This is a genomic window from Rhodococcus sp. NPDC060086 (genome assembly GCF_042730275.1).
Lineage (GTDB): Bacteria > Actinomycetota > Actinomycetes > Mycobacteriales > Mycobacteriaceae > Rhodococcus.
This window is the reverse complement of the sequence record NZ_JBHWWZ010000022.1, coordinates 35,112-60,136: the sequence shown is the minus strand read 5'-3', so window position 1 is coordinate 60,136 and position 25,025 is coordinate 35,112. Positions and strand designations below refer to the sequence as shown.

The following is a 25,025-nucleotide window of genomic DNA, read 5'->3' as shown; positions in this document are numbered from 1 at the left end:
CGGTCGTCCACGGTCCGGTCGTCACTGTCGACCGTCACCAGCTCCGAAGGATCGCGATGCGATCACGCAGCTGCTCGGCGCTCGCAATCGCCGTCGGTGGGCCACCGCACTGACGACGGAGTTCTCCGTGGATCACACCGTGTGGCTTCCGTGTGCGATGGTGCACGACCGCCACTAGCGAATTGAGTTCGCGGCGCAGCTCAGGAAGCTCGTCGGCTGCGGCCACCCGCTCCGCCACCTGCGGCGGCGGGGCCGTTGCCTGCGGCGTCGCCGGCTTGTCGAGTTGCTTCTCCTGACGCTGACGCAGCAATGCCCTCATCTGGTCTGCATCCAGCAGCCCTGGCAATCCGAGATAGTCCGCTTCTTCGTCACTGCCCGAGAATGTGGCGGTTCCGAAGGATGAACCGTCGTAGATCACCTGATCGAGTTCGGCCTCCGCGCCGAGCGACGTGTAGGGCTTCTCGTCCTCGCCGGGCTCGTCTTTCCTTCGGTTCGCGTCGGCGAGCAGTTCGTCGTCGAAGCCTTCCTTGACCCGGTGCGGTTTACCCAGAACGTGGTCGCGCTGTGCTTCGAGCTGGCTGGCGAGGTCGAGCAGCACCGGCACCGACGGCAGGAAGACGCTGGCCGTCTCTCCCTTCTGCCGGGCACGCACGAAACGGCCGATCGCCTGAGCGAAGAACAGTGGGGTCGAGGCGCTGGTCGCGTAGACGCCGACGGCAAGCCGCGGAACATCGACGCCTTCGGACACCATCCGCACCGCGACCATCCATCGCTGGGTCCCCTCGCTGAACTCGGAGATGCGTGAGGAGGCGGTGGGTTCGTCGGACAGGACGACGGCGGGCGGCTCCCCCGTGAGTCGTTCGAGGGTCTTGGCGTAGGCGCGAGCAACCGTCTGATCGGTGGCGATGACGAGCCCGCCTGCATCCGGCATGCCGCCCGCGCGTAGCTGCTCGAGGCGGGTGTTGGCGGCATTCAGGACTGCAGGCACCCAGTCGCCTTCGGGGTCGAGGGCGGTGCGCCACGCGCGGGCGGTGTGTTCGGCGCTCAGCGGCTCGCCCAGCCGGGCGGTGTACTCCTCCCCCGCGCTGGTGCGCCAGCGGGCCTCACCGGAGTAGGCAAGGAACACGACGGGTCGCACGACGCCGTCTGCGAGCGCATCGGAGTAGCCGTAGGAGTGGTCGGCCTTCGATTGCATCAGGCCGTCCTCGTTCGGTTCGTACGTCACGAACGGGATGGCACTGTCGTCGCTGCGGAACGGGGTACCGGTCAGGGCGAGTCGTCGGGTCGCATCGCCGAACGCCTCGAGAATCCCCTCGCCCCAGCTCTTGGCGTCGCCGCCGTGATGGATCTCGTCGAGGATGATCAGTGTGCGACGCGATTCGGTGCGCACTCGGTGCTTGAACGGGTGGGATGCGACCTGCGCGTAGGTCACGACCACGCCCTGGTAGTCACTCGAGGTCTGCCCCGTGGAGTTGGTGAAGTTCGAGTCCAACGCGATCCCGACTCGTGCCGCTGCCGATGACCACTGATGCTTGAGGTGTTCGGTCGGCGCAACGACCGTGACCTGGTCGACGGTCCGGTCCTTCAGCAATTCCGACGCGACCCTCAGGGCGAATGTGGTCTTGCCGGCCCCAGGCGTGGCCACCGCGAGGAAATCGCGAGGTTTGGTGGCGAGGTACTTGGTCAGGGCGCGACGCTGCCACGCGCGCAGCTGTCCCCCGGATACGGAGGTCGTAGCCTGTCCGACGGTTTCGGTGCTCACCGGTTCTTCGTGCTCCTTGTCCGCTCAACTCCGGTCGGTGACGGCAGAACTCGAAGCCCGGCCACCGACCGCCATGCAGCCTATCGCCTCCGACCGCCGATCGACGTCCCGAACCGCCAGGGCGATGAGGATGGGACGTGATGGTCGTGACAGAATCCGAGACACCGACAACCGCATGTGGGGCGCGCATTACGTCGTGTCATCAGGAATGCTGGAAGTAGATGAACGCCACACCTGTGCCTCCCACGTCCGGACCGCGCCGTCTATGGCGCGCCGTACGCCTGTGCGGTCGGGTCCTCGGCCACACTGCGCGATCCGCGTGGGATCACTCGATCTTCAGCAAGGCTGCGACGGCCGCGTTCTGGCAGACCCTGTCGCTGCCGCCGCTGCTCCTGGGCCTGCTCGGCAGCCTCGGTTACGTGGGCGGATGGTTCGGCCCCGACATCGCCGACATCATCGTGTCCAAGATCGTCACATTCACGCGCACCGCCTTCAGCGACAGCGTCGTCGACGAGATCATCGCTCCGACCGTCTACGACGTACTCAACCGCGGACGGGCGGATGTGATGTCACTGGGCTTCGTACTGTCGCTCTGGGCCGGTTCGTCGGCGATCTCGACGTTCGTCGACTCGATCGTCGAAGCACACGGGCAACAGGACCACCGCCACCCGGTCTGGCAACGCGTGTTCGGCCTGCTGCTGTACGTGATGTTTCTCATCCTGGCCGTCGTCACACTGCCACTCGTGGCGCTCGGACCGACGGTGATCGGTCGCCTGCTCCCTCAGTCGTGGTACTCGCTCGGGTCGCAACTCGTGGACACCTTCTACTATCCGGCGGTCGGCCTGCTCCTGCTCGTCGCTCTGACCACGCTGTACAAGGTGGCGTTGCCGAAGTCCCTGCCCTGGCATCGGCTACTCGGGGGCGCGGTCCTGGCAGGTGCGTTCTTCATTCTCGCGAGTGCGGGCTTGCGCAGATACCTGACCTGGATCGCCGAACACGGATACACCTACGGTGCTTTGGCCGCGCCCATCGCGTTCCTGCTGTTCACGTTCTTCCTCGGCTTCGCGGTGGTCATCGGAGCCGAGTTCAACGCCGCTATCCAAGAGATGTGGCCCGCACGAGCGACACGGATCGAGCAATGGCGCGTGTGGCTCGCCGAGCAGGCCGACAAGCAGCCGTCGCCCGAGGAAGGGGCGGTCACCAACCTGACCCGACGGATCACGATGGCCAGTCCCATCCGGCTCACCGATCTTCTCCGCTCCGATCAGCTTCCCGGCTACGACGACCCGCGCCCTCCCGACGAGCGTGAGGCCGACACATGCCCGATCGACCGTCCGGACCGCTCGACCGCGCCCAGTGATCCATCGTCCCGGAATCCATCGGTGTCCGGACACGACGAAACGGCCGAGGAGGATTCGATCACCTCGGCCGACAACGGTCCGGTTTCGCCGCGAGACTCCGGATCGGAGGAGAACGCTCCTCTGACCCGACTACCTCAGTCGCCCTTGCGCAGGCCTTCGTAGACCTTCTTGCACTCGGGGCACACCGGCGAGCCCGGTTTCGGCGACATGGTCACCGGAAAGACCTCACCGCACAACGCAACAACATGGGTTCCCATAACGGCGCTCTCCGCGATCTTCTTCTTCTTCACGTAGTGGAAGAACTTGGGAGTGTCGTCGCTGGTGGTTTCGTCGGTGGTGGTATCCGGCCGTTCCTTGGTATCCGTACTCACATGTCCATAATGCCGCACCGCTGCCCCGAACCGGTATGTGCATTCGATCTACGGGCGTGGGAAAGTAGTAGATATGGCGAGAACACCTGGTTTCGGCGGATCCCACGAGAGCGGATCGCCCGATAACCCGGTCCTGATCACGGAGGCGGAGTCGTCTCTCGAAGACCAGCACCGAGCGCGGGTCCGCAAATACATGACACTGATGGCATTCCGTATCCCTGCGTTGATCCTGGCCGCCGCCTCGTACGGAATATGGGCGAACCCGTGGATCGCGATGGCGATCATCGGGCTCTCGATACCCCTCCCGTGGATCGCGGTGCTCATCGCGAACGACCGGCCACCACGCCGCAAGGACGAACCGAGTCGCTGGGACGGACGGAGCGAAGAACACGCCGCCCTCGAGGCGCACGAATACCGCGTGATCGACGGCTGACCCGACACGGGCGATGCGTCGGGTGGTGCACGGTGCTGCGAGAATAGCTTCGTGGACCGCGACCTGCTCTTGTCGATCTGCCCGCCCCTACGTAGTGCGTTGATCCGGTGTCGTTACGACATCGATACCGTGCGCGATCTTCTGGGTCCCGAAGCGCACGCCGCGCTGGGACGCAGCGAGCCCGTTCCGGCGCGACGCGCCACGCGCGACGCAGGCGATCTGGGTGTGCTCGTACGACTCTTCCTTCTGCAGGACACCTGCCCCGCCGACGAGGTCACCGTGGCACTCACACCTCTCGCCCTCGACGACGCGATCGCCGCAGGTCTGCTCGAACGCGACACGAACGGTGTACGGACCTCGCTGGATCTGCGGCCGTTGGACGCAGGCGTCGGCAACCGCTGGGTTCTGTCCGACCTCGACGGGGCCCTTCGCGCCGCATCCACCCGTCCCGACCATGTCCTGGGGGTCGGGCAGGCATCCCTGTCGCTGCTGCAGGCCACTCCCACCGATCCGGTGGGCTCCGTGCTCGATCTCGGCACTGGATGCGGCGTCCAGGCGATCCATGCGGCCGAGTACGCCGACACCGTGACCGCAACCGACATCACACCGCGGTGCCTCACACTCGCCGCCGCGTCGGCCGCGCTCAACGAACTCGACCTCGAACTGCTCGAGGGCTCGTGGTTCGAGCCCGTGGCAGGCCGCTGTTTCGACCGGATCGTCGCGAATCCCCCGTTCGTGGTGAGCAGCGGCCAGGTGGAGCACAGTTACCGTGATTCGGGTCTGGATCTCGACGGCGCGAGCAAGCTGATGATCTCGCAGGCCGTCGACCACCTGAACCCCGGAGGAACCGCGTCGATCCTCGCCTCATGGGTCCATGTCGAGGGTGAGGACTGGCGAGCACGCGTCGCGTCGTGGTTACCCGCGCACGGCGTGGACGCGTGGGTCGTGCAGCGTGATGTCGCCGATCCGTCGCTGTACATCGGGACATGGCTCAGAGACGGTGACGCAGACCAACGCGACCCGGCGGTCGCGGCGCGCGCCGAAGACTGGTTCGACCACTTCGCACGCAATGGCGTCGAGGGCGTCGGTTTCGGGTTCGTCTATCTGCGCCGCACCGACCTGCCGTCGGATGTGCTGGCCGAAGACCTCCGCCATTCGTTCACCGATGCGCTCGGTCCGGAATCGATCGACTACTTCGCACGGCTCGAGTGGCTCCGCGATCACGACGTCCTCGACTCACGATTCCGGGTGCGCACCGACACGGCGCTCGAGCGTGTCTTCCTGCCCGGCGACGACGGCTGGGCCCAGGTCGTCACCCGGGTGCATCGCGGGGGCGGGCCCGCATGGCAGCACGAAGTCGACGACCTGGCGGCGAATCTGCTCGGTGGGCTCCGTGCCGACGGCCTCCCCCTGGGCGATCTGGTCTCTCTCCTCGCCGCGGCCCACGGAGAAGACGAAGCCGAACTCACGGCCATGGCGGTGTCGCTGATGCAGGGGCTCGTCCGCCACGGCCTCGTCCAACCCGCCTGATCCGACGAGGCGGGGCGCAGTTCCCGCAGCGACGTCCTCCGCTGATCTCTCAGCAACTTCTCAGACGAGCCTCCTGGTTTGCGCAGGTCGCAGCGTTGGGGCTCAGGAACCGGTGGGAACTTTCCCGGGCCACTCGAGCGTTGAACCCTGTGAGACACCACCGATGAGGAGGCACGTCATGGCACGCCCCGCAACAACCGCTCGAGTCAATTCCGACCTCGACAACCAAAGTCCCGCCGCCGATCTTGTGCGCGTTTATCTGAACGGCATCGGAAAGACGGCTCTGCTGACCGCAGCGGACGAGGTCGAACTGGCAAAGCGGATCGAGGCCGGCCTGTACGCCAAGCAGGTGCTCGAGACGAAGAAGCGTCTCTCACCTGCCAAGAAGCGCGATCTTGCGATTGTCGTACGCGAAGGACAGGCGGCTCGTAACCACCTGCTCGAAGCGAACCTGCGCCTCGTGGTGTCGCTCGCAAAGCGCTACACCGGACGCGGCATGCCCCTGCTCGATCTGATCCAGGAAGGCAACCTCGGCCTCATCCGTGCCATGGAGAAGTTCGACTACGCCAAAGGCTTCAAGTTCTCGACCTATGCCACGTGGTGGATCCGTCAGGCCATCACCCGCGGCATGGCCGATCAGAGCCGTACCATCCGGCTCCCCGTCCATCTCGTCGAGCAGGTCAACAAGCTCGCCAGGATCAAGCGGGAACTGCACCAGCAGCTCGGTCGCGAAGCCACCGACGACGAACTGGCGGAAGAGTCCGGAATTCCGGTCGGCAAGATCGCCGATCTGCTCGACCACAGCCGCGACCCGGTGAGCCTGGATATGCCGGTCGGCAGCGATGAGGAAGCCCCGCTGGGCGACTTCATCGAGGACGCCGAGGCGACCTCTGCCGAAACCGTCGTGATCGCCGGACTCCTGCACAGCGATGTCCGTAGCGTCCTCTCGACCCTCGACGAGCGAGAACAGCAGGTCATTCGTCTCCGGTACGGGCTCGACGACGGCCAGCCGCGCACTCTCGACCAGATCGGCAAGCTGTTCGGCCTCTCTCGCGAGCGCGTGCGGCAGATCGAACGTGAAGTGATGGGCAAACTCCGCGAAGGCGAGCGTGCAAACCGCCTCCGCGCATATGCAAGCTGACCGGGCGCGTCAGCTGTAGCGATCCCCGAGAACCGGGCTGGGTTCTCGGGGATCGCGCCGTTCGGAGCCTGTTCTGTCTCGGTCACCGCAGGCGGCGAGGCCCCAGGTCGAGCGGATGTGGCGCTTCCGGACCGATCCGCAGATGTGCGTCGGTGAGCTCGGCGCCGATCGGAGAGGCCAGCACCGGTTCGCACACGAGTTCGCGAACCTCGGGCAGATCGTCGGCGAGCGCCGAGATGCGCTGCACGATATCGACGAGCGCCGCGCGATTGGCCGGCGCGGCATTACGGTAGCCCGTCAGGAGCGGCGCTGCCTTGGGCGCATCGATCAGTTCGACGGCCTCGTCTTCGGTCAGCGGCAGCACCTGATAGGCGCGGTCACCGAGCAGATCGGAGATGACGCCGGCGACACCGAAGGAGATCAACGATCCGAAGGAGGGGTCGTCCTGCACCCGGATCGCGCATCCGATCCCTTTGGTCGCCATCTTCTGCACGTGCAGCAGCGGCTCCCCCGACACCGCGGCGAGGTCGCGGTAGGCGATGCGGACCGAATCGTCGTCGACGAGGTCGAGTCGGACACCGGTCAGATCCGGCCGGTGCCGCCACTGTGCTCCGGTCGCCTTGACCGCAACGGGGAAGCCGATCTCGTGAGCTGCAGCGACCGCCTCCTCCTCGGTGGTGACCGACCGGAATGTGGCGATGTGCACGCCGTAGCACGCGAGCAGCAAGGCGGTTTCGGTGTCGGACAGGTAGCGACCGTTCGGCGTGGTGTCGAGCCAGCCGTCGACCAGGGCACGGGCACGCTCCGGGTCGATCCCGGCCGGACGCACGACCTGGGACTGCGGGCGAGACCGCCACTTGGCATACCGCCAGGCTCGGGCCAGCGCGGTCGCCGCCCGCTCCGGCCCGGGATACGAGGGCACCGATCCCCTGACCGGATTGCCGTCCTCGTCGCGGACCGCAAGAACGTCGGGGATTCCCTCCGTCGCAAGGAATGTGGTGACCACCGGCTTCTCCGCGCCCGCCACCGCATCGCGCAATGCCTGTGCGTAGGGCTCGACCGTCACCGCGACCGGAGGCACGAACACCGCGATGACCGAATCGATCTCGGCCGAACCGAGCGCCCGGGTGACGGCGTCGGCGAATTCCTCGGGTGTTGCCTGTGCACCGAGGTCCACCGCGTCGGCGGGTTTGAGACCTTGCCCTCGCGCCGCATCCACCGCCAGCACACCGAGCGCTGTGGAGTTGCCCACCACCGCGACCCGCGGCCCCGCGGGTAGCGGCTGGTAGCTGAACAGCAACGCCGAGTCGAACAGCTGCGCAATGGATTCGACCTGCACGACGCCGGCCTGCTCGAACAGATGACGCACGATCGCGTCGTCCATCTCACCGGTACGGGCCTCGAGCACCGGGGGTACCGCGTGTCGACCGGACTTGACCGCCACGATCGGTTTGCTTCGTGCGACCCGGCGTGCGATGCGGGAGAACTTTCGTGGGTTGCCGAAACTCTCGAGGTAGAGGAGCACTACCTCGGTCGCCGGGTCGGTGTCCCAGTACTGCAGTAGGTCGTTGCCCGACAGATCGGCGCGGTTGCCCGCCGAGACGAACGAGGACAGGCCCACTCCGGTCTTGGCAGCTTCGTCGAGAATAGCGATGCCCAACGCACCCGACTGGCAGAAGAACCCGACATTGCCCGCGGGCGGCAGGATCGGAGCGAGTGTGGCGTTGAGCCGGAATGCCGGATCGTTGTTGGCGACTCCGAGCGCGTTCGGCCCGATGAGCCGCATCCCGTGTGCACGTGCGGCGTGTGCGAGACGCCGCTCCGCGTCGCGCCCTTCGGGCCCGGTTTCACCGAATCCGGACGACACGACGAGCAGTGCCTTGACACCTTTCGCGAGGCAGTCGTCGAGGACCGAGTCGATCGATTCGGCAGGGACTGCGGCGATCGCGAGGTCGACCTCGTCGGGGATGTCGCGCACCGTCGGGTAGGCCCGCACGCCCCGCACCGAGCGGTGCTCGGCATTGACCGGGTATACCGGTCCGGTGAACCCGCTGCGCAGCATGTTCACCAGGACCGCGTTGCCGACCTTGCGACTGTCGGTGGACGCACCGATCACCGCGACGCTTCCCGGGCTCAGGATGTTACGGACGCTGCGGGCCTCGGCGGCGCGTTCGCGCGCGTTACGCACGGATACGAGTGCCTCGGTGGGGTCGATGTCGAACTCCAACCGCACCACACCGCCCTCGAAGCTACGGCTGACCTGATATCCGGCCTCCCGGAACACCGAGATCATGTGACGGTTTTCTGCGAGGACCTCCGCAACGAAGCGACGGAGCCCGTTCTCCGCGGCAGCTCCTGCGAGATGCTCGAGCAGGATGGGACCCAACCCGCGCCCCTGATGCGAGTCCGACACAGTGAATGCGACTTCCGCCGACAGGCCGTCTCCCTCCGCAGTCAGCCCTTCGTAGCGGCCGACCGCGATGATCTCGTCGCCGAGCATCGCCACGAACGCCACCCGTGTGTGATGGTCGACGACAGTGAAGTTGAACAGGTCGCGCTTCGAGATGGTCGGATAGGGACCGAAGTAGCGGAGATACCGCGTCCGTTCGGACAACTTTCCGTGGAATTCGACGATCTTGTCGGCATCCTCCGGCACGATCGGCCGCAGATGGACGACACCACCGTCGGAGGCAAGTACATCGGCGACCCAGTGCCGGGGATAGCCACGCGCGACGACGAGTGCGCGCTCGCGAGCTGGGTCGGCAGCCGGATCGAGCGCTCGGGTCGATGCTCCACCCGCCGGTGCCTGCGTGCTCTCCGAGTCAGTCACGTGGATCCTCCGGGTCGAGTCCGAGAAGTGGGAAGCATGCTCGGCGAGTGGCGATGATCGCGGAATCGATTCGGGTCAGCGCGCGATCCAGCGACGCAACACCGGTTTCCGGTGTGCCACCGGGGCCGTCCCACGGCAGATACGACAGGTCGGCTCCCTCCCCCATTTCGGTGGGAAGGTCGACCCCCGGCGCCATGGCCCCGACTCGCTCGCGCCAGTCGTCGGGAACCGTTGTCGTGAGGTCGATCTCGCGGTCGAGCGCCGCGGCGATCAAGTGTGTCCATGAGCGCGGCACAACCCGGACCAGACCGTATCCTCCCCCGCCCAAGGCAAGCCAGCGTCCTTCGCAGTGCCGGTCGGCGAGATCACGCATCGCGAGATACGACGCCCGCTGTCCGTCGACTGTGAGCGACAGATCGGCCAACGGATCCTCGCGGTGGCTGTCGGCGCCGCACTGGCTGATGAGAATCTGCGGACGGAACGCGGCGATCGCGCCGGGCACGACGGCGTGGAACGCACGTAACCACAACGAGTCGACGGTGCCGGGAAGCACGGGCAGATTGACGGCGGTGCCTTCGGCCGCCCCCGCCCCGACCTCACTCGACCAACCGGTGTTCGGCCACAGAGTTGCCGGATGTTGGTGAAGGGACACTGTGAGCACACGCGGGTCGTCCAGGAATGCGTGCTGCACCCCGTCGCCGTGGTGTGCGTCGACGTCGACGTATGCGATTCGGTCGTAGCCCTGATCGAGGAGCCACGAAATGGCGATCGCCGCGTCGTTGTACACACAGAATCCGGCGGCCCAGTCGGCCATCGCGTGATGCATGCCACCGCCGATGCTCACCGCCCTGCGGGTACGGCCGGACGCGATCTCGCGAGCAGCGGCCAGCGTGCCACCCGCCAGTGTGGCGCTCGCCTCATGCATCTTCGGAAAGATCGGATTGTCCTCGGTGCCCAGACCGTGCGGGGTATCGGACGACGGCTCGGACCCGACGGGCGTCGAACCCGCCCTCTTGACGGCGTCGACATACCCCGAGGTATGGATACGAAGTAGATCTGCGTCACCGGCGGGATCCGGACGCACCGTTTCGACACCCTCGAGCAGCCCGAGACTGCGCGACAGAGCCATCGTCAGGTCGAGCCGGGTCGGGTTCATCGGGTGGCTCGGCCCCCACCGATAGTCGAGGTAGTCGGGGCTCCAGACCACCACACGGTCGCCGCCCAGATGTGTCGAACCGCCTGCCGCGGTGGAGCTCGTGGTCATGAACACAGACGCTACTTGCCCGCCTCGGGTCGCGCGAGCATCGGACCTCACCCACCACCTGAACGCCACGGTTAGAATCGGGCGCAGACGAAGGGGTGTGAGAGTGAAGGACCTGGTCGATACAACGGAGATGTATCTCCGGACGATCTACGACTTGGAGGAGGAAGGTGTGGTGCCCCTGCGGGCACGCATTGCCGAACGCCTCGAACAGAGCGGTCCGACGGTCAGCCAGACCGTCGCCCGCATGGAACGCGACGGATTGCTGCGGGTCGCAGGTGATCGCCATCTGCAGCTGACGGAGAAAGGCCGGGATCTTGCCGTGTCCGTCATGCGTAAGCACCGCCTCGCAGAGCGGTTGCTCGTCGACGTGATCGGGCTCGACTGGGAGAACGTGCACGCCGAGGCGTGCCGGTGGGAACATGTGATGAGTGAGGAGGTGGAGCGTCGTCTCGTCGAGGTCCTCAACAATCCGACCACCTCGCCGTACGGCAACCCCATCCCCGGCCTCGCGGAATTGGGTCTCGAGAAGGCCACCGTGTCGGACGAGAAGCTGATTCGACTGACCGAGATCCCGAGCGGGCAACCGACCGCCGTGGTGGTCCGCAGGCTCGCCGAGTACGTCCAGTCGGATCCCGACGTGATCGCTCGGCTACGTGAGGCAGGCGTCGTTCCCGACGCACGCGTTACAGTCGAGACGCGACCGGGTTCGGTGATGATCACCGTGACCGGTCACAGCACATTCGAGCTTTCCGACGAGATGGCCCATGCCGTGCAGGTGAAGCAGGTCTGACGCCGGGCCTCTTCCACCGGCCCTGGGTGGGCCGGTGGAAGAGGAGACCCAGCGTGAAACTTCTGGTGACCGGCGGCGCCGGCTACGTGGGCAGCGTGTGCAGCACTGTGCTGCTCGAAAACGGCCACGAGGTGGTCGTCGTCGACGATCTGTCCACCGGCAACGCCGACGCCGTCCCCCCTGGCGCCGAGTTCATCCACGGTGACATCGCCGATGTTGCCGCAGACGTGCTGGGCGTCGGGGGTACGTCATCTCGATTCGACGGTGTTCTCCACTTCGGCGCGCAATCACTGGTCGGCGAGTCGGTGGAGTTCCCCGAGAAGTACTGGCAGGGCAACGTCGTCACCACGCTCGCACTCCTCGAGGCAATGCGCTTGTCGGGAACGCCACGACTGGTCTTCTCGTCCACCGCGGCCACCTACGGTGAGCCCGAGCAGGTGCCGATCACCGAGGACGCACCCACCCGTCCGACCAACCCGTACGGTGCATCCAAACTGGCGATCGATCATGCGATCTCGTCGTATGCCCATGCCCACGGACTGGCCGCGACGAGCCTGCGCTATTTCAACGTGGCCGGAGCGTACGGGGGCGCAGGCGAGAATCGCCTCGTCGAAACACACCTGATTCCACTCGTCCTGCAGGTCGCCCTGGGGCAACGCGAGCGCATTTCTGTGTTCGGGACGGATTGGCCGACCAAGGACGGCACCGCGATCCGCGACTACATCCATGTCAAGGACCTCGCCGACGCCCACCTGCTGGCACTGTCGAAGGCAGCCGCGGGATCGCATCGCATCTACAACCTGGGCAGCGGTGAGGGCTTCACCGTGCGCGAGGTCATTTCGGCGTGCGAGCGCATCACCGGACTGCCCATCGCCGCAGTCGACGCACCGCGACGCGCCGGTGATCCTGCCGTCCTGATCGCGTCGAGCACACGAGCGATCGACGATCTCGGCTGGAAACCCCAACACACCGATCTCGACGAGATCGTCGCGGATGCCTGGGAATTCATGCGGAATCTCGGTGATCGCGCGCACGCGGCGCGCCGCTGATCATTCCGACGGACCCGGCGGGGGTAGCACCACGCCGAGTCGGGCAGCGATCTCGTATCCGGTGTCGGCGAGTCCCCGAATGGCTTCGGGACGCAGTCCCGCCTGTAGCGCTTGGTCGAGGAGATCCGAGAGTCGGTGGCGCGGGTTCGATTCCAGTGCCACTCCGAGCGCAACGCCCGCGAACGGGCCGTCGCCTCGCACGTAGGCGCTGAATGCGACGAGTGCCGCAGCGTCGGCCCGTTCCGGGTCTGGCAACGCACGGGCGAGCTCGACCCACATGCGCTCGGCTGCGCGCGCTTGCACTCCTGCCGCCAACGCGAGCACCGAGTCACGCACAGTCGGATTCGCCAAGAGCACAGCCACTTCGGCGCATTCCCGGGCCCGCAGTTCGGCACCGTCACCGAAGGTAGTGAGGCGTCCGAGCAGTGCCTCGAGTTCCATGCGGTCCGCACGGTCGGCACCGCCGGCCCGCGCCGCGTGCTCGTAGGCCAGGTCGCGGGCATCGATGACGTCGTCGATGTACTGCCCCACGCGCCTGCGATGCTCCGGCGGAGCGGGAGCGAGCAGCGCCTCGAGTTCGTCACGCGACCGCCGGATCGGACTGCCTCCGAACACCCGTGTGGCGGCGACGACCGAACTCTCGGGGTCGGGAATCGTCCCGTTCACTTCCCCGTTGGGCGTGAACCACACGCGCCCGCGCGCAATTTCCGGAGTGGCGTGGATACCGGCCACCTCGACCCCGGACGCTGCGAGTTCGTCGGCGAACTCCCCGAGCAGGCGTGTTGCAGCATCGGCGGCGGGGCCGTGCGGATGGTCGAGCCTGTCGTCGACGAGCACCACCAGTACCGAGCGTGCTCCTTCACGGACGCACACTGTGCAGAACCGCTCGAATGCGGCACTCATCGGAGCAGGAATCGCCTCGTCGGCGCGGGGTAGCAGAAGATCGTGCCGCATGACGGCGCCGATTGCATCGCCTCGACCGTCGCCGTCCGGTGATCGCGGCGCGGGCGAGAGGGTCAAGACGAGGAACGAACGTGTCGGGTGGAAGCCGAGCATGGCGGGAACTGCTGCGAGGAGTTCGCCGATGTCGGACAGGTGCAGTGGCTGCGAAGAAGAAGTCGATGTGGTCATGTCCAGCACGATCCACGATGACGCCCACCGAAAACCGGTCCCGGACGCGTAATCCGGAAATCTGTGGATGGATGTGGTGGCTGTGGACAACCATCACACCGACGCCGAAATCCACGACCGGAACCTCCCGCGTGTCGGAGTCACGCGTTATGGAACGCCGTCTCGGCCTCGAACAGGGTCGTGGAAGCCGGAATCAGCCCCCGAACGCGTACACCACGGCGTCGTGGAATGCGATGTCGAGCGCGTCCCGGTCGATCCCGCTGTCGTCGAAGGTCATGTAGGTCACCAGGATCCTGGCGTCTCCGAGTTGGGCACCGCGGGATTCCATGGACTGGGTCAGCTCGTGGCCCGGTTGACCGGATGTGACTGTGCGGGTGTAGGCCACGGTACGTACGCCGCCCATCGGCGGGAGCGGTTCCGGTGCGGCGACGGTGGTGACGGTGGAGGTCACTCCCCTATGGGTGGCGTCGACCTCGCCGCACTCTCCGAGGTGATTCTTCAGCTCGGCAAGTTCCGGCGCCGGGACGACGACTTCGACGCTGATGGTGGCCCTGCCGTCGACGGATGTCCCGACGGCCATCGCGGTCCCCTCGGGGCCGTAGTTCTGCGGGAGCGGGAGGCATCCGGGCGGTTCGACCTTCGCTCCGACCGGAATCCCGGCCAGATCGGGAGCGGCCTGTGCGACTGCCGACGGGGGCAGTATCACTGCCGGGTAGGAGGCGGGAAACAGAGCGGGAGGTAGCAGAAGCGCGGTGGGCAATGGCCGGTCGAGAGTGGGATCGGATACCCCTGTCACCGGAACGGTCCTCGATGTGAATTCGGGCATCGCGGTGCCTTCGACCGTGGTCGAGCACCCGGACGCAGTAACGATCAGTGCCGCGCAGATGACCGCACGGCCGACGTGTCGATGGTGTTGCCGACGAGCTGGATACACGGCCACCCGAACCTCCGCTGTTCTCGGCCACCGGGGCGGAACACCCCGTCGAGCGCTGTTTTCGGTTCAATTAGACTCGAACACCACCATGCCACGCCGGTACGCCACCGGGCAGAAGGCTACGACGACGTGATCGGAGTGGTTCGGATATGGACGAGCAGTCCCGGATGTACGAGCTGGAGTTTCCCGCTCCTCGACTGACAGCGGCCGACGGGCAGGGCCCTGTGCTCGTGCACGGGCTGGAAGGGTTCTCCGATGCAGGGCATGCCGTGCGTCTGGCCACCACACATCTGCGAGAGCAACTGGAGACGGAGGTCGTGGCGTCCTTCGCAGTGGACGAACTGGTCGACTACCGCTCTCGTCGGCCGATGATGACGTTCGAGTCGGATCACTTCTCGGAGTACGCCGCGCCCGAGCTGAATCTGTACGCGCTCGTCGACAACGCGGGTACCCCGTTCCTGCTGCTCGCCGGAACAGAACCCGACCTGAGGTGGGAGCGTTTCATCACGGCGGTACGCCTGCTGGCGGAGCAATTCGGGGTCCGGCGCACGATCGGCCTGAACTCGATCCCGATGGCGATTCCGCACACCCGCCCGTTGGGAGTCACGGCACATTCGACCAACAAAGATCTGATTTCGGATCATCACCGCTGGTCCGGGCAACTTCAGGTCCCGGCAGGCGCGTCGTCGTTGCTCGAGTTCCGGATGGCGCAGCACGGACACGAAGCCGTCGGGTTCTCGGTCCACGTCCCGCACTACCTCGCGCAGACCGACTACCCGGCGGCCTCCGAGTCGTTGCTGATCAATGTCGCCGAGGTCGGGAATCTCGATCTTCCGCTCGAGGCGCTCGGCGAGGCTGCCGCACGTGTCCGCGAGCAGGTCGACGAGCACATCGAGGGTAACGAGGAAGTGCTGTCCGTCGTCAACGCGCTCGAACGGCAGTACGACAGTTACGTAGCGGCGCAGGAACAGCAGTCCACTCCTCTGCCGACCGATGAAAGCCTGCCCAGTGGAGACGAGCTCGGAGCCGAGTTCGAACGATTCCTCGCCGAATACGAGCGCCGGGACGACGGCGGCACGGATCCCGAATCCTGACGACCGGGGTCCGGCTCTGTTCGGCCGATCAGGTACGGCTCGGTAAGGCCACGGGTGCATTACATACCGGCGACGATCGTTGTTGCCGACCTCACATACAGGAAGTATGCTCGCCCGGCATGCAAGGGTGAACCAGCGACGATCACCTCCCGAGCTCGATCGGAGACCCCGACCGGAGAACACCGACCCGAGAACACCGACAGGTCGACTGCAGCCCGTGGACACGGCAGGAGAGACTGATGGCTACATCGCGAGCGCGCACGTTGCGTCCGGTTCCCGACGCCGAACCTCGGATGGTGTTCCGGACCATCCACGGATACCGGCGCGCCTTCCGTCTTGCGGGCAGCGGTCCGGTGCTGGTGTTGATCCACGGCATCGGCGACAACTCGTCCACCTGGGCCGAGATCATTCCGCACCTCGCGAAGAAGTACACCGTCATCGCCCCCGACCTGCTCGGCCACGGCCGTTCCGACAAGCCTCGCGCCGACTATTCCGTCGCCGCCTACGCGAACGGGGTGCGCGACCTGCTGTCGGTACTCGGTGTCGAGCGGGCCACTGTCATCGGCCACTCACTCGGTGGCGGGGTGGCGATGCAGTTCGGCTATCAGTTCCCTGCGATGGTCGAGCGACTCGTGCTCGTGTCTTCCGGTGGTGTCACCAAGGATGTCCATCCGGCCCTGCGGCTGGCGTCCCTCCCCGGGGTGAGCGACGTGCTCAAGCTCCTCAGGCTGCCCGGGGCGGTACCTGTGGTGAAGCTCGCGGGCACCGTTCTCGGCCACCTCCACGGCTCGCCGCTCCGACCTGGGACGTTGCTCCAGGATACGAGCGATCTCGTCCGGATCCTCGCCGGCCTTCCCGACCCGACCGCATACGAGGCCTACCTGCGCACCCTGCGGGCGGTCGTCGACTGGCGTGGTCAGGTGGTGACGATGCTCGATCGTTGCTATCTCACCGAAGACGTCCCGGTCCAATTGATCTGGGGCGATCAGGACAGTGTGATCCCGGTCGGGCACGCGCACCTCGCACATTCGGCCATGCCCGGGTCTCGACTCGAGGTCTTCCACGGGTCGGGGCACTTCCCGTTCCGGGACGACCCGATCCGTTTCCTGCGGGTGGTCGAGGATTTCCTCGACTCCACCACGCCGCTGAGGTTCGACGAGGAGCGGTGGCGTCAGCTGCTGCTCACCGGTGTGAGCGAATCCCGGATCACCGGCGGCCCGGCCACACGCACGGCGGTCCTGGGCGCGATGGGATCGGACGAACGCAGCGCGACGTAGGGCCGGCCGCTGTTCCGACTAGCCTGGAGCGGTGCTGCTTCCGGATCTGATACCCGACACTGTCGACGACGACGCTCTGTTCGACGCGTTCACCTCCTGGACGACGGACCGGGGCATCACGCTCTACCCGGCGCAGGAGGAGGCGTTGATGGAGCTCGTCTCCGGCGCCAACGTGGTTCTTGCGACGCCGACCGGTTCGGGTAAGTCGATGGTCGCCCTCGGCGCCCATTTCCACGCGCTGGCCACCGGAAGACGTACCTTCTACACCGCACCGATCAAGGCGCTCGTGAGTGAGAAGTTCTTCGCGCTGTGCGACGTGTTCGGAGCCGACCAGGTCGGAATGATGACCGGTGACGCCTCCGTCAATGCGGGGGCTCCGATCATCTGCGCGACAGCCGAGATCGTTGCGAACCTGGCGTTGCGCGAGGGCGCGGACTCCGATATCGGTCAGGTCGTGATGGACGAATTCCATTTCTATTCGGAGCCCGAACGCGGCTGGGCGTGGCAGGTGCCGATCGTCGAACTTCCCCACGCGCAGTTCCTGCTCATGTCGGCGACACTCGGCGACGTCACCTTCCTGAAGAACGATCTCACGCGGCGAACCGGCCGGCCCACCGTCGAGGTATCAGGCTCGGAACGACCCGTTCCCCTGACGTTCTCGTACTCGCAGGTTCCGATCGGCGAGGCCATCGAAGAACTCGTCACCACCCATCAGGCCCCGGTCTACGTCGTCCACTTCACGCAGGCCGCGGCGCTCGAGCGGGCGCAGGCCCTCACGAGTGTCAACATGTGTTCCAAGGAGGAGAAGGCGGCCATCGCCGACGCTCTGGGCGGCTTCCGGTTCACGACCGGATTCGGCAAGACTCTCTCGCGACTGGTCCGGCACGGAATCGGCGTCCACCACGCCGGCATGCTGCCCAAGTACCGGCGCCTGATCGAGAAGCTCGCGCAGGAAGGGCTTCTCAAGGTCATCTGCGGCACGGACACGCTCGGTGTGGGTATCAACGTGCCGATCCGCACGGTGTTGCTCACGGGGCTGACCAAGTACGACGGCACCCGCACGCGGCAGCTCAAGGCGCGTGAGTTCCACCAGATCGCAGGGCGGGCGGGGCGCGCAGGCTACGACACGATGGGAAGCGTCGTCGTGCAGGCACCGGAGCACGAGATCGAGAACATCCGCGCACTCGCCAAGGCCGGTGAGGATCCCAAGAAGCGACGCAAGGTCCAACGCAAGAAGGCTCCTGAAGGATTTGTCTCCTGGGGGCAGGCCACTTTCGACAAGCTCATCGTCGCGTCGCCGGAGTCGCTGCAGTCCCGTTTCGCTGTGAGCAATTCGATGCTTCTCAACGTCATTGCGCGGCCCGGGAATTGCTTCGACGCGATGCGTCACCTTCTCGAGGACAATCACGAACAGCGGCCCGCACAGCGCAAGCACATCCTCAAGGCGATTTCGCTGTACCGCGGTCTGCTGCAGGCGGGGATCGTGCAGCAGCTCGACGAACCCGACGAGGACGGACGTATGGCACGTCTGACCGTCGATCTGCAGCGTGACTTCGCTCTGAATCAGCCTCTGTCCCCGTTCGCGTTGGCCGCGATCGAGCTGCTCGACGTGGAGTCGACCACGTACGCGCTGGACGTGGTGTCGGTGATCGAATCGACCCTCGACAATCCTCGTCAGATCCTCATGGCGCAGCAGCACGCGGCGCGTGGCGAAGCGGTCGCCGAGATGAAAGCCGACGGTATCGAGTACGACGAGCGGATGGAACTGCTCGAAGAGGTCACCTGGCCCAAGCCGCTCGTGGAGCTTCTCGAGCCCGCATTCGAGACCTACCGTGGCGGGCACCCGTGGGTGTCCGAGTTCCCGCTGGCGCCGAAGTCCGTCGTGCGCGACATGATCGAGCGTGCGATGACGTTCGCCGAGCAGGTGAGCCACTACGGACTGGCGCGATCGGAAGGCCTGGTGCTGCGGTATCTCGCCGATGCGTACCGGGCGCTGCGTCAAACAGTTCCGGACGCCGCGCGTACTGAGGAACTCGAGGACATCACGGAGTGGCTCGGCGAGCTGATCCGACAGGTCGACTCGTCTCTGCTCGACGAGTGGGAGTCGCTCACCAACCCGGGTGCCGAAGCCGACGATCAGCAGATCGCCTTCGGCGCCGATACACCGCGACCGCTCTCTGCGAACATCCGCGCGTTCCGGGTGATGGTGCGCAACGCGATGTTCAAACGTGTCGAACTCGCGTCACGTCGACGCTGGAACGACCTCGCCGAACTCGGTGACGGGCTCGACGCGGAGGACTGGTCGGATCTGCTGGAGCTCTACTTCGACGAGTACGACGAGATCGGTACCGGGCCCGATGCACGAGGCCCGCTGTTGTTCTCGGCCGAGATGGACTCGGACGTGTGGCGGGTGCGTCAGACCCTTGCAGATCCCGCGGGCGATCACGGTTGGGCGCTGCTCGGGGAGGTCAACCTCGCCGAGTCGGATGCGGCCGGGGAGGTCGTCTTCGACGAGTTCGAGATCGTCGAGGGCTGAGCTCCGGACAGGACCGGTACCCTGGTTCCGGTGAACGATGAGTCCGCTGCGGCGTTTCGCCTGTCCTACGTCCCCGGCGTAACCCCGGCCAAGTGGGTTCGGGTGTGGAAGGAACGGCATCCGGGCGTACCGATCGAGCTGGTTCCGGTGGATTCGGCCTCGGGAGCCGAGTGTGTGAGGGACGGCAGGGCAGATATCGCGCTGTTGAGGTTGCCACTCGAGCGTGACGGGCTGTCGGTGATCACCCTCTACACGGAGGCCTCGGTGGTGGTCGTACCGAAGGAACATGCGATTGCGGTGGTCGACGAGGTGTCGGTGGCGGACCTCGCGGACGAGACCGTGTTGCACCCCCTCGATGATGTGCTCGATTGGGTGAGTCTGCCCGGCGAGGGCGCGTTCGAACGGCCCGCGACCACAGAGGACGCGATCTCGCATGTCGCGTCCGAGGTGGGGGTGCTCGTGACTCCGCACTCACTCGCCCGTCTGCATCATCGCAAGGATCTGACGTATCGGCCGGTCATCGATGCTCCGCAGTCGCAGGTGGGCCTCGTATGGCTCACCGACCACACCACCGATCATGTCGACGAGTTCGTCGGCATCGTGCGAGGCCGGACTGCGAACAGTTCCCGTGGCAGGCAGGATCACACCGGAACCGAGGCTTCATCGAGCTCCACGGGCAAACGTCGGGGCGAGCGTCAGGGTTCGCAACCGAAGAAGGTCGTCGGCGACAAAAAACCGAAGTCGCGTCGGGCAACGACCAGCCGCGGGAAACACTCCGGGCGTTCCCGCCGCGGACGCGGCTGATCAGCTGATCGTTCTGGATTGCGGCGGTGCCTGTGACCGCAACACGTCCGCCAGCGCGCGGTAGTCGTCGGCGCGTGCACTCGAAGCCCGGAAGACCAGCCCGATGGTGCGCCCCGGCTCCGGTGCAGCGAAGTGTGCCACGGCCAGGTCGCCACCGGCCGTTTCCACCGGCACTGCCGACGCGGGTACGAGTGTGACGCCGAGACCACCTGCGACGCATCGCACGACGGTGGCCAGCGAGGTTGCGCGTGTGTCGCCCGCATCGGGTCGGGCGTCCACCGATCGGCACAGGTCCAGGGTCTGGTCGCGGAGGCAGTGGCCTTCGTCGAGGAGCAGGAGCGGGAGTTCGTCGAGGAGCGTCAGTGGTAGATCTCGTTTGCCTGCGAGACGATGATCCATGGGGACGACGAGGATGAAATCTTCGGTGTAGAGCGGGATCTCCACGACACCTGCGACGTCGGACGGCAGGGCGAGTACGGCGACGTCGAGGGTGCCGGAACGGAGCGCACCGAGAAGTCGGGCCGTCTGGTCTTCGATTACGTGCACGGCGAGATTCGGCATGCGCGTGCGTAGTTCGGGGAGCAGGCCGGGAAGGAAGTAGGGCGCTACGGTGGGGATCAGACCGATTTTCAGCGGGCCCGAGAATCCGTCGGAGACGCCGGCTGCGGCGGCGACGAACCCGTCTGTGGCGTCGAGGATCGCTTTGGCCTGGGCGAGGAGTCGCGCGCCGGCCGGGGTGACGAGCACACGGCGGGTACTCCTCTCGATCAATTGCACGCCGAGCCCGTTCTCGAGCGACGCAAGCCCCTGCGACAGTGTGGGTTGGCTCACACTCAATCGTGCTGCGGCCGTTCCGAAGTGCTTGTACGTGGCGACCGCCACGAACGCACGCAGCTGTGACAGGGTCGGGTGATAAGTCTGATCGGACACGCCTATCAGTATAGTGCGAGTAATCACCTTTACCTTTTGAAAATTTTCCGGCAGGATGAATCTCATACCGGAGAACGGACCGCAAGGATCGTCCGGTAACGCACAGCCCCACGTCAACGTGCGTGGCGTGCGCGATCGACTCGCTTGTTCACGAGACACCCACGAGAGGACCGAAAATGGCATTGCTGACCATCGGCGATCAGTTCCCCGCTTTCAACCTGAAGGCCCTCATCGGCGGCGACCTGTCGCAGGTCGACGCTGCACAGCCCGACGACTACTTCACCACCATCACCAGCGACGACTATGCAGGTAAGTGGAAGGTCGTCTTCTTCTGGCCGAAGGACTTCACCTTCATCTGCCCCACCGAGATCGCTGCATTCGGCAAGCTGAACGAGGAGTTCGCAGACCGCGACACGCAGGTCCTCGGCGCGTCCGTCGACAACGAGTTCGTGCACTTCCAGTGGCGTGCCCAGCACGAAGAGCTCAAGACTCTCCCCTTCCCGATGCTGTCGGACCTCAACCGTGAGCTCGTCTCGGCAACCGGTGTCCTGAACGCCGACGGCGTCGCCGATCGCGCCACCTTCATCATCGACCCGAACAACGAGATCCAGTTCGTCTCCGTCACCGCCGGTTCCGTGGGCCGCAACGTCGACGAGGTCCTCCGCGTCCTCGACGCTCTGCAGTCCGACGAGCTGTGCGCATGCAACTGGAAGAAGAACGACCCGACCCTCAACGCGGGTGAGCTCGTCAAGGCGGCGCTGCAGTGAGTGTCGACAACCTGAAGAACGCCCTCCCCGAGTACGCGAAGGATCTCAAGCTCAACCTGAGCTCGCTCGCTCGCTCGACCGAGCTCAACGAGCAGCAGCTGTGGGGCACGTTCCTCGCCGCCGCGGCCGCCACCAGGTCGGCGACCGTGCTCAAGGAGATCTCCGAGGAAGCCGCTGACGTCCTGTCGGCGGAGGCGTACAACGCCGCACTCGGCGCAGCGTCGATCATGGGCATGAACAATGTCGCCTACCGGGCCAAGAGCTTCCTCGGTGACGAGTACGCACAGGTCCGTATGGGCCTGCGGATGAACATCATCGGCAGCCCCGGCGTCGAGAAGGCCGACTTCGAGCTGTGGTCGCTGGCAGTGTCCACGATCAACGGCTGCCACGACTGCACCGCCGCGCACGACAACGTCGTTCGCAAGGAAGGCCTCACCAAGGAGCAGGTCTGGGAGGCCGTCAAGGTCGCCGCGACCCTCCAGGGCGTAGCCCAGGCGATCACTGCCGGCGAGGTTCTCGCCGGCACCAACGCCTGATCTCCGGCGCCTGATCTACTGCATCACCGAGAAAGGGACCTCTCCTCGGAGGGGTCCCTTTCCTCATGTCGGCCAAGTGCTCGCGGTCGTCGGCTTCCCGCCGAGCGCCTCACCCGCCGCGATGTCACTCGCTTCGAGAACCACTTCGATCTCACCACCGAGTGCAATGCCGGGCGCCAATGGCAATCTGTCGCCACTCCAGAAACGCCCCGGGTCGTACCAACTGCTCCCGCGACGTCGCTGTTCGAGCAGACCCATCGCCTCCATCGTCAACCCGACGACCTCTGCGCAATACGCACTTTCGAGGCCGGACTCACGTCGTTTCAGGCGCGGGAGCCGACCGGCAAACCAGCGTCCGGTGAGCTTCGCCGTGGACGGGAACGGCGTTCCGTCCAGACGAGCGATGGTGCGCAGCAGCTGATCTTCCTGTTCCGCGGTGACGGGGACCGAGAGTTGACGAAGCCACCCGCGTTGTCCGTAGCGAGCACCCCACACCTGCACTGCGCTGCGCAGGTCGTGCAGCTGCACACCGCGCTGATGCCTGCCGGTCCACATGTCCGGCAGGCTGCGTCCCAGCTCCGCATGCCACATCAGCGGAGGTAGATCCGCGAACGCCAGCGACATCCCGACGTGGTTGACAGGGGCATTGGTCAGGGTCTGGATCGCCCTGTCCGCTCCGCTCGTCCCGCGGAAGATCCAGATGTCCCCCGTCCGTGTGAGATCCACCGCCTCGCCGAGGGTGACTCGTGACGGCGTCGGAGCAGGTGGGATGGCGCCTCCGTGTTGCATGAGCACAACACTGTCACGAACGGTTGACAAGACCTATAGCCAGCTAGGGTCAGTGCATGGCCCCTCGTACCAGCACGATGTGGAAGCTGCTCGGACTCGCCGGCGTCGTCGGTGTGGCGGCGACCGGTGCGATCACGCTGCGCAACGAGCGCAAGCGCCGCGACTACAGCCCCGACGAAATCCGCTCGGTACTGCACGAACGGTACGCACGAGCGGTCGCAGCGCAGGACGGCACCGGAGAAGTACCCCTCACCGCGGTTCGAATGAGCGCGCAGACCCGGATCCGCCGTCTGCTACGGCGGATCCGGTCCGGGGCCTGAGCGATTCGGTCTGCCCCGAGGACGTCAGCCCAGGGCGGCAGCGAAGCCGTCGGCGAGAGCCTGCACCTGGTCGTCCGTCATCACGAACGACGGTGAGATCTGCATCGCGCCCTGACCGGCAGCGCGGCCTGAGATGCCGTGCTCCCGCAGGGTTTTGACGAAGCCCATGGCCTCCCCTGGATCGACGAGCTGCACAGCCGCCACCGCACCGATACCGCTACGGACCTCCGCAACCCGTGGATGATCCGCGAGCGGGGCGAGCTTCTCGTGGAGCGTCTTCTCGAGGCGCGCCGACTCGTCGAGCAGGTTCTCGCGTTCGAGGATGTCGAGATTGGCATGCGCGGCCGCGGCTGCCGCCGCATGACCGCCGTAGGTGTAGCCGTGACGCCACCAGACGCCACCGGCGAAGAACGGCTCGGCGACGCGTGGCGCCACGAACACCGCTCCCATCGGCAGATATCCCGAGGTCAGACCCTTTGCTGCGGTCACGATGTCCGGCTGCAGATCGAACTTCGTCGACGCGAACCACGAACCGCCGATCCGGCCGAACCCGGTCACGACCTCGTCGACGACGAACAGGATGTCGTGGTCGCGGCAGATGTCGCGGATCTCCGTGAGATAGCCGTTCGGCGGCAGGTACACGCCCCCGGCGCCGAGGATCGGTTCACAGAAGAACGCAGCGATGTTGTCGGCCCCGACCTTCTCGATGAGCTCGAGCAGAGCTTTCGCGTCGTCCCAGGGCACGGTGGCGGTGTCGGTCCACAGTGGGCCGTAGCCCTCTGCGTTGACGGGGATCCCCGCCATCGACGTACCGCCGACGTGCATACCGTGGTAGGCCTTCTCCCGGCTGACGATCAGCGTCTTGCTCGACCGTCCACTCTCCTGCCAGTAGCGGCGAGCGAGCTTCGCTGCGGTGTCGATCGAGTCGGATCCACCCGAGGTGAAGAAGATCTTGCTGCCGACGATCGGCGCGATGGCCGAGAGCCTCTCGGCGAGGGCGATCGTGGGCTCGGCAGCGAAATCACCGAAGTTCGAGAAGTGCGCGACCTTCGAGAGCTGCGCAGCAACGGCCTCACCGATCTCCGTACGACCGTGTCCGACGTTGGCGAACCACAGGCCTGCCGTCGCGTCGAGATAGCGGGTACCGGCATCATCCCAGATGTATGCGCCCTCTCCACGGGCCACGACGAAGGCCCCGTCCCGTTCGACCGCACCCATATCGGCGAATCCGTGCCACAACGCACCCACAGTCAGCTCCTGTCCACGGCTCTCGGTTCTCCGCCATCGTATGGGTTCGTATCGAACGCGGGGCCCCTACCCGCCCGGGTGCACCTTCGCCCGCGCCTGCCGGCTTTCCGCGGCTGCGAATCGCGCGC

At 66.0% G+C, this 25,025-nt stretch carries 22 protein-coding genes; 13 read left to right on the top strand and 9 right to left on the bottom strand.

The window, feature by feature from the left end:
• Positions 1 to 34 precede the first annotated feature (34 nt).
• Positions 35 to 1,762 carry a DEAD/DEAH box helicase gene (locus ACFWB0_RS14485; RefSeq protein WP_378491141.1) on the bottom strand — a complete coding sequence of 576 codons (1,728 nt, stop codon included), beginning with the start codon at positions 1,760 to 1,762 and terminating at the stop codon, positions 35 to 37.
• Positions 1,763 to 1,983: 221 nt separating this feature from the next.
• Here ACFWB0_RS14485 and ACFWB0_RS14480 point away from each other — a divergent pair, with 221 nt between their 5' ends.
• Positions 1,984 to 3,285 carry a YihY/virulence factor BrkB family protein gene (locus ACFWB0_RS14480; protein ID WP_378491140.1) on the top strand — a complete coding sequence of 434 codons (1,302 nt, stop codon included), beginning with the start codon at positions 1,984 to 1,986 and terminating at the stop codon, positions 3,283 to 3,285.
• Here the strand turns inward: ACFWB0_RS14480 and ACFWB0_RS14475 are convergent.
• Positions 3,258 to 3,494, bottom strand: a complete 237-nt coding sequence (locus tag ACFWB0_RS14475) for a DUF3039 domain-containing protein (protein WP_378491139.1) — start codon at positions 3,492 to 3,494, stop codon at positions 3,258 to 3,260. The genes ACFWB0_RS14480 and ACFWB0_RS14475 overlap by 28 nt on opposite strands.
• 73 nt (positions 3,495 to 3,567) lie before the next feature.
• Between ACFWB0_RS14475 and ACFWB0_RS14470 the strand changes: the two genes are divergently transcribed.
• From ACFWB0_RS14470 to ACFWB0_RS14460, 3 genes are all read left to right on the top strand, one after another.
• On the top strand, positions 3,568 to 3,927 hold the full coding sequence (locus ACFWB0_RS14470; protein WP_378491138.1) for a DUF3099 domain-containing protein: 360 nt from the start codon (positions 3,568 to 3,570) through the stop codon (positions 3,925 to 3,927).
• A 51-nt stretch (positions 3,928 to 3,978) separates the two neighbouring features.
• Positions 3,979 to 5,457: a methyltransferase gene (locus ACFWB0_RS14465; RefSeq protein ID WP_378491137.1), complete on the top strand. Its 1,479-nt coding sequence runs from the start codon at positions 3,979 to 3,981 to the stop codon at positions 5,455 to 5,457.
• A 178-nt stretch (positions 5,458 to 5,635) separates the two neighbouring features.
• Positions 5,636 to 6,598, top strand: coding sequence for a sigma-70 family RNA polymerase sigma factor (locus ACFWB0_RS14460; protein WP_378491136.1), 963 nt, complete (start codon positions 5,636 to 5,638; stop codon positions 6,596 to 6,598).
• Positions 6,599 to 6,680: 82 nt separating this feature from the next.
• On the opposite strand, the gene ACFWB0_RS14455 is transcribed toward ACFWB0_RS14460, so the two are convergent.
• Together ACFWB0_RS14455 and ACFWB0_RS14450 are read right to left on the bottom strand one after the other, a co-directional pair.
• Positions 6,681 to 9,428 carry a GNAT family N-acetyltransferase gene (locus ACFWB0_RS14455; protein WP_378491135.1) on the bottom strand — a complete coding sequence of 916 codons (2,748 nt, stop codon included), beginning with the start codon at positions 9,426 to 9,428 and terminating at the stop codon, positions 6,681 to 6,683.
• Positions 9,421 to 10,692, bottom strand: a complete 1,272-nt coding sequence (locus tag ACFWB0_RS14450; protein ID WP_378491134.1) for an acetoin utilization protein AcuC — start codon at positions 10,690 to 10,692, stop codon at positions 9,421 to 9,423. The genes ACFWB0_RS14455 and ACFWB0_RS14450 overlap by 8 nt, the downstream gene beginning before the upstream one ends.
• A 103-nt stretch (positions 10,693 to 10,795) precedes the next feature.
• Here ACFWB0_RS14450 and ACFWB0_RS14445 point away from each other — a divergent pair, with 103 nt between their 5' ends.
• Together ACFWB0_RS14445 and galE are read left to right on the top strand one after the other, a co-directional pair.
• A complete protein-coding gene (locus ACFWB0_RS14445; RefSeq protein ID WP_378491133.1) occupies positions 10,796 to 11,482 on the top strand; it encodes an iron dependent repressor, metal binding and dimerization domain protein in 687 nt (228 codons plus the stop codon).
• A gap of 53 nt (positions 11,483 to 11,535) precedes the next feature.
• The gene (gene galE, locus ACFWB0_RS14440; protein WP_378491132.1) at positions 11,536 to 12,531 is read left to right on the top strand and encodes a UDP-glucose 4-epimerase GalE; all 996 of its coding nucleotides are present in this window, start codon (positions 11,536 to 11,538) and stop codon (positions 12,529 to 12,531) included.
• Here galE and ACFWB0_RS14435 read toward each other — a convergent pair whose 3' ends face one another.
• Both ACFWB0_RS14435 and ACFWB0_RS14430 read right to left on the bottom strand, forming a co-directional pair.
• Positions 12,532 to 13,662: a DUF4192 domain-containing protein gene (locus tag ACFWB0_RS14435; RefSeq protein WP_378491131.1), complete on the bottom strand. Its 1,131-nt coding sequence runs from the start codon at positions 13,660 to 13,662 to the stop codon at positions 12,532 to 12,534.
• Between the two features lie 193 nt (positions 13,663 to 13,855).
• Positions 13,856 to 14,458 carry a DUF5642 family protein gene (locus ACFWB0_RS14430; protein ID WP_378491130.1) on the bottom strand — a complete coding sequence of 201 codons (603 nt, stop codon included), beginning with the start codon at positions 14,456 to 14,458 and terminating at the stop codon, positions 13,856 to 13,858.
• A gap of 287 nt (positions 14,459 to 14,745) precedes the next feature.
• Here ACFWB0_RS14430 and ACFWB0_RS14425 point away from each other — a divergent pair, with 287 nt between their 5' ends.
• The 4 genes from ACFWB0_RS14425 (at position 14,746) to ACFWB0_RS14410 (ending at position 20,307) form a co-directional block, all read left to right on the top strand.
• Positions 14,746 to 15,690, top strand: coding sequence for a proteasome assembly chaperone family protein (locus tag ACFWB0_RS14425; RefSeq protein ID WP_378491129.1), 945 nt, complete (start codon positions 14,746 to 14,748; stop codon positions 15,688 to 15,690).
• Positions 15,691 to 15,929: 239 nt separating this feature from the next.
• A complete protein-coding gene (locus tag ACFWB0_RS14420) occupies positions 15,930 to 16,967 on the top strand; it encodes an alpha/beta fold hydrolase (RefSeq protein ID WP_378491128.1) in 1,038 nt (345 codons plus the stop codon).
• A 31-nt stretch (positions 16,968 to 16,998) separates the two neighbouring features.
• The gene (locus tag ACFWB0_RS14415; RefSeq protein ID WP_378491127.1) at positions 16,999 to 19,503 is read left to right on the top strand and encodes a DEAD/DEAH box helicase; all 2,505 of its coding nucleotides are present in this window, start codon (positions 16,999 to 17,001) and stop codon (positions 19,501 to 19,503) included.
• A gap of 30 nt (positions 19,504 to 19,533) precedes the next feature.
• Entirely contained in the window at positions 19,534 to 20,307 is a 774-nt protein-coding gene (locus ACFWB0_RS14410) for a LysR family substrate-binding domain-containing protein (RefSeq protein WP_378491126.1), read from the top strand.
• Here the strand turns inward: ACFWB0_RS14410 and ACFWB0_RS14405 are convergent, their stop codons facing one another.
• Positions 20,308 to 21,237, bottom strand: a complete 930-nt coding sequence (locus ACFWB0_RS14405) for a LysR substrate-binding domain-containing protein (RefSeq protein WP_378491125.1) — start codon at positions 21,235 to 21,237, stop codon at positions 20,308 to 20,310.
• A 176-nt stretch (positions 21,238 to 21,413) separates the two neighbouring features.
• Here ACFWB0_RS14405 and ACFWB0_RS14400 point away from each other — a divergent pair, with 176 nt between their 5' ends.
• Entirely contained in the window at positions 21,414 to 22,004 is a 591-nt protein-coding gene (locus tag ACFWB0_RS14400) for a peroxiredoxin (RefSeq protein ID WP_378491124.1), read from the top strand.
• Positions 22,001 to 22,540, top strand: coding sequence for a carboxymuconolactone decarboxylase family protein (locus ACFWB0_RS14395; protein ID WP_378491123.1), 540 nt, complete (start codon positions 22,001 to 22,003; stop codon positions 22,538 to 22,540). Before ACFWB0_RS14400 ends, ACFWB0_RS14395 begins: the two co-directional genes overlap by 4 nt.
• A gap of 63 nt (positions 22,541 to 22,603) precedes the next feature.
• Here the strand turns inward: ACFWB0_RS14395 and ACFWB0_RS14390 are convergent, their stop codons facing one another.
• Entirely contained in the window at positions 22,604 to 23,329 is a 726-nt protein-coding gene (locus ACFWB0_RS14390) for a hypothetical protein (protein ID WP_378491122.1), read from the bottom strand.
• A gap of 56 nt (positions 23,330 to 23,385) precedes the next feature.
• On the opposite strand from ACFWB0_RS14390, the gene ACFWB0_RS14385 reads away from it, so the two are divergent.
• Positions 23,386 to 23,649 carry a hypothetical protein gene (locus ACFWB0_RS14385; protein ID WP_378491121.1) on the top strand — a complete coding sequence of 88 codons (264 nt, stop codon included), beginning with the start codon at positions 23,386 to 23,388 and terminating at the stop codon, positions 23,647 to 23,649.
• 24 nt (positions 23,650 to 23,673) lie between these two features.
• Here ACFWB0_RS14385 and ACFWB0_RS14380 read toward each other — a convergent pair whose 3' ends face one another.
• Positions 23,674 to 24,867: an aspartate aminotransferase family protein gene (locus ACFWB0_RS14380; RefSeq protein ID WP_378491166.1), complete on the bottom strand. Its 1,194-nt coding sequence runs from the start codon at positions 24,865 to 24,867 to the stop codon at positions 23,674 to 23,676.
• Positions 24,868 to 25,025: the final 158 nt, after the last annotated feature.

What these genes read in the sequence shown, in the direction of transcription:
- ACFWB0_RS14435 (WP_378491131.1), bottom strand. Translation starts at nt 13,662, where the DNA reads ATGACCACATCGACTTCTTCTTCGCAGCCACTGCACCTGTCCGACATC.
- ACFWB0_RS14470 (WP_378491138.1), top strand. Translation starts at nt 3,568, where the DNA reads ATGGCGAGAACACCTGGTTTCGGCGGATCCCACGAGAGCGGATCGCCC.
- ACFWB0_RS14460 (WP_378491136.1), top strand. Translation starts at nt 5,636, where the DNA reads ATGGCACGCCCCGCAACAACCGCTCGAGTCAATTCCGACCTCGACAAC.
- ACFWB0_RS14450 (WP_378491134.1), bottom strand. Translation starts at nt 10,692, where the DNA reads ATGACCACGAGCTCCACCGCGGCAGGCGGTTCGACACATCTGGGCGGC.
- ACFWB0_RS14420 (WP_378491128.1), top strand. Translation starts at nt 15,930, where the DNA reads ATGGCTACATCGCGAGCGCGCACGTTGCGTCCGGTTCCCGACGCCGAA.
- ACFWB0_RS14380 (WP_378491166.1), bottom strand. Translation starts at nt 24,867, where the DNA reads ATGGGTGCGGTCGAACGGGACGGGGCCTTCGTCGTGGCCCGTGGAGAG.
- ACFWB0_RS14385 (WP_378491121.1), top strand. Translation starts at nt 23,386, where the DNA reads ATGGCCCCTCGTACCAGCACGATGTGGAAGCTGCTCGGACTCGCCGGC.
- ACFWB0_RS14480 (WP_378491140.1), top strand. Translation starts at nt 1,984, where the DNA reads ATGAACGCCACACCTGTGCCTCCCACGTCCGGACCGCGCCGTCTATGG.
- ACFWB0_RS14425 (WP_378491129.1), top strand. Translation starts at nt 14,746, where the DNA reads ATGGACGAGCAGTCCCGGATGTACGAGCTGGAGTTTCCCGCTCCTCGA.
- ACFWB0_RS14390 (WP_378491122.1), bottom strand. Translation starts at nt 23,329, where the DNA reads ATGCAACACGGAGGCGCCATCCCACCTGCTCCGACGCCGTCACGAGTC.
- ACFWB0_RS14400 (WP_378491124.1), top strand. Translation starts at nt 21,414, where the DNA reads ATGGCATTGCTGACCATCGGCGATCAGTTCCCCGCTTTCAACCTGAAG.